At 71.5% G+C, this 1,107-nt stretch carries 1 protein-coding gene; it reads left to right on the top strand.

Annotation, left to right across the window (positions count from 1 at the left end):
- Positions 1–157 precede the first annotated feature (157 nt).
- Positions 158–1,107: amidohydrolase family protein (locus BN11_RS17985; protein WP_048699664.1), on the top strand; the 950-nt coding region annotated here is incomplete at its 3' end.

Raw genomic sequence — 1,107 nt, forward strand, 5'->3', positions numbered from 1 at the left:
CGAGTGAGGCGGTTGCCGCCCGGACCTGGCCGGCCCTGACGGATGAGCTGGTCGGGCACTACCGCCGGGCCGTCAGCCAGGCGCAAGAGCGGCGACTGGCCCTGGATGCCGCGCCCTGAGATCCGCCCGGGTGACGGGCCGCTCTAGGCTCTGCGTCATGGGAACAGCGCTGCACCTGAGCGGACCGGTCCTCGTCGGGCCGGACGAGATACGGGACGAGATCTGGGTCATCGACGGGCGGATCAGCTTCACGGCGCCGGCGGCGGAACCGGCCGGGCGCATCGACGGCTGGGTCCTGCCGGGACTGGTGGACGCGCACTGCCACGTCGGTCTCGACACGAACGGGGCCGTCGACGCGGAGACGGCCGAGGCGCAGATCACCAGGGACCGAGACCACGGGACGCTGTTGATCCGCGACGCCGGGTCGCCGGCCGACACCCGGTGGATCGACGACCGGGAGGACCTCCCCAAGCTCATCCGCGCCGGCCGGCATATCGCCCGGACCCGGCGTTACATCCGCAACTACGCCAACGAGGTCGAGCCCGACCAACTGGCCGACGCCGTCCGCGAGCAGGCCCGTCGCGGGGACGGTTGGGTCAAGATCGTCGGCGACTGGATCGATCGCGACACCGGGGATCTGACGCCGTGCTGGCCCCGGGAGGCAGTGGCCGCTGCCCTGGCCGTGGCGCACGAGGAAGGTGCGCGGATGACGGCGCACTGCTTCGGCCCGGATGTCCTCCATGACCTCGCTGCGATCGGCATCGACTGCGTGGAGCACGCGAGCGGGCTGGAGCCGGAGACCATCGAGTCCTTTGCGGCCCAAGGGATTTCGATCGTCCCCACGCTGATCAATATCGACAACTTCCCCGCGATCGCCGAGCCGGCGCGGGAGAAGTTCCCCGACTACCACCGGCGGATGATCGACATCTACGAGCGGCGCGATCAGACGATCGTCGCGGCATACGACGCGGGGGTGCCGATCCGGCTCGGAACCGATGCCGGCGGGACGATGAGCCACGGTCTCGCCGCGCGGGAGGCGCAGCGGCTCGTGGCGGCGGGGGTGCCGCATGCGGCTGCGCTCGACGCGGGCACCTGGGGGGCGCGGGA

The organism is Nostocoides australiense Ben110 (assembly GCF_001050535.1).
In the GTDB taxonomy this organism is placed as follows: Bacteria; Actinomycetota; Actinomycetes; order Actinomycetales; family Dermatophilaceae; genus Nostocoides_A; species Nostocoides_A australiense.